The 2,729-nt window shown below is 71.0% G+C and carries 2 protein-coding genes; one reads left to right on the top strand and one right to left on the bottom strand.

The features are described from left to right. A partial coding sequence (locus ACQKIP_RS44630; RefSeq protein WP_427745613.1) for a glycosyltransferase occupies positions 1 to 1,122 on the top strand: 1,122 nt, incomplete at its 5' end. Between the two features lies 1 nt (position 1,123). Here the strand turns inward: ACQKIP_RS44630 and ACQKIP_RS44625 are convergent. Beyond that, a complete protein-coding gene (locus ACQKIP_RS44625; RefSeq protein WP_365859786.1) occupies positions 1,124 to 2,419 on the bottom strand; it encodes a TerD family protein in 1,296 nt (431 codons plus the stop codon). Positions 2,420 to 2,729 lie beyond the last annotated feature (310 nt).

Genomic DNA, 2,729 nt, shown 5'->3' with positions numbered 1-2,729 from the left:
CTGTTGGGACAGGGCTTCTTCTGGCGCACCGACCTGCGGCTGCCCTCACGCCGCGAACCGGACGCCTGGCCCTCGGTCTGTGTCGTCGTGCCCGCCCGCGACGAGGCCGCCGTCCTGCCCGAGAGCCTGCCCTCGCTGCTCGCCCAGGACTATCCGGGGCGGGCCGAGATCTTCCTTGTCGACGACGGGAGTTCGGACGGCACCGGCACACTGGCCCGGTCCCTGGCCGACCGGCACGGCGGCCTCGCGCTGACCGTCGGTTCACCGGGTGAGCCGCCGCCCGGCTGGACGGGCAAGCTGTGGGCCGTGCGGCACGGCATCGCTCTGGCACGCGCGCGTGCACCCCGGTATCTGCTGCTCACCGACGCGGACATCGCCCATGAGCCGGACAGCCTGCGGGAGTTGGTCGCGGCGGCGGAAACGGCCGGATTCGACCTCGTCTCGCAGATGGCGCGGCTGCGCGTCGCGAGCGCGTGGGAGCGGCTCGTCGTCCCGGCGTTCGTGTACTTCTTCGCGCAGCTCTATCCGTTCCGATGGATCGCCGCGCAGGGCTCGCGCACGGCCGCGGCCGCCGGGGGCTGTGTCCTGCTGAGCTCACAGGCCGCCGAACGCGCGGGAATCCCCGACTCCATCCGGCACGCGGTGATCGACGACGTGTCGCTCGCCAGAGCCGTGAAGCGCTCGGGCGGCCGCATCTGGCTGGGCCTCGCGGAGCGCGTCGACAGCGTGCGCCCCTATCCGGGGCTCGGCGACCTGTGGCGGATGGTCTCGCGCAGCGCCTACGCCCAGCTGCGGCACAGCCCCCTGGTCCTGATCGGTACGGTCCTGGGGCTCGCCCTGATCTACCTGGCGCCGCCGTTCGCGCTGGCCGCCGGGCTGGCCGGCGGCAGCGCGGCGCCCGCCGTGCTCGGCGGCCTCGCGTGGCTGGTGATGACGGCGACGTACATCCCGATGCTGCGCTACTACCGGCAGACTCTCTGGCTCGCTCCCCTGCTGCCGTTCACCGCGTTCCTCTATCTCCTCATGACGGTGGATTCGGCGGTGCAGCACTACAGGGGGCGCGGGGCGGCGTGGAAGGGACGGACCTACACCCGCCCCGATCCCGCTCCCGAGCAGCGCTGAGTCACTTCCTGCCGGGCGTCCAGTTCATGCCCCAGCCGTAGGCGTAGTCGATGGTGCGCTGCGGGCTCACGCCGCGCTCGGGCACCAGGTAGCGGGCCTCGCGCTGGACGAACAGGTCGCCGTTGTTGTTCGTGATCAGCGCGAGCGCGCAGACCGTGGAGGGCACCGTGCACTCGTCGAGCGAGAAGTCGATGGAGGCGCCGTGCTGCGGTTGCAGGGTCACGGTGGCGCTCAGGTCGGCGAAGCTGCGCGCGCCTTCGTAGATCGTCACGAAGATGACGATGCGCCGGAAGTCGTTGATGTGGTCGAGGTTGATCGTGAGGTTCTCGCCGCTGGCCACCGCTCCGGTGCGGTCGTCGCCGTCGAGCAGGACGTACGGGGGCTGGTCCAGCGAGCCGAAGGCGTTGCCCAGGGCCTGCACGACGCCCTTGCGGCCGTCGGCCAGTTCGTACAGGGCGCACAGGTCGAGGTCGAGGTCCGCGTGCATCGCCACGGCCCGGCCGAGCTTGCTGGCCCAGCCCTTGAACTGCTTGCGCACCTCCCAGTTGAGGTTCACGCGCATCGCCCCGGAGGTGCCGCCCTGCTTGGTCAGCGAGACGGTCGGCGCTTCCTTGGTGAGCGTGACCTTGGTCAGGCGGACCGGCGTGCCGGATGCGGCGGCGGGCGCCTGGGCGGGGGGCGGCGGTGCCTGGACGGGGGCTGCCGGAGCCGCCGGGGGCGCGGGAGCCGGCGGGGGCTGCACCGGGGCCGGAGCGGGCGGCGCCTGCTGCGGCTCGTCCACCGTGATGCCGTAGTCGGTGGCCAGCCCCTGCAGGCCGCTGCCGTATCCCTGTCCGACGGCGCGGAACTTCCACGCGCCCTGGCGGCGGTAGAGCTCGCCGAGGACGAACGCCGTCTCCACGGTCGCGTCCTCGCTGTCGTAGCGCGCGATCTCGGCGCCGTTCGCCGCGTCGACGACCCGGACGAAGAGACCGGGAACCTGGCCGAAAGTGCCGCCGTCCGTCGAGGCGGCGAGCACCACGGTCTCGACGGCGGGCTCCACGCGCGCGAGGTCCACCAGGAGCGCGTCGGTCACCCGGCCGCCGTCGGTCTTCTTGCCCTCGTGGCGCACCGCGCCGGAGGAGTGGACCGCCTGGTTGTAGAAGATGAAGTCGTCGTCCGAGCGGACCTTCCCGGAACCGGCGAGCAGCAGCGCCGACGCGTCGGCGTCCGGCACGCCCGCTCCCGAGGCCCACCCCAGTTCGATCCGCACGGCAGGTGCCGGCACGGGAACATTCGATCCCTTAGGCATTGTCATGTCCGCCCCCATCGCAAGTCGCCACGTCCGGCCCGGCCGCCGTCCCGTTCATGACCAACCTATTACCCGGACCCCCGGGAGGCCCACGCCAGCCGCCGACACCCTCGCGCGCGACCTCTCGTCAACCGTGCGTCAACCACCGGTAACCCGTACAGAGCTCGGCTTTTACCCGATCCGTACGCCGCCTTGCGACCGATTTTTACCGAGTTCGTTCAAATTGAGGATGCAGAGTCACTACCGACGCGTAAAACAACCCTCTTATCGGTCTCCCCAACCAGCACATCAAGGGCTTAACTTATGTGTCATGACC

Source organism: Streptomyces sp. NPDC059900, assembly GCF_050270335.1.
Lineage (GTDB): Bacteria > Actinomycetota > Actinomycetes > Streptomycetales > Streptomycetaceae > Streptomyces.
Note: the sequence above shows the minus strand (reverse complement) of the source record. Positions and strands in the feature narration are given on the sequence as shown.

Bases quoted from the DNA above. Each gene is read 5' to 3' on its own strand.
- ACQKIP_RS44625 (WP_365859786.1), bottom strand. From the start codon at position 2,419: ATGACAATGCCTAAGGGATCGAATGTTCCCGTGCCGGCACCTGCCGTG.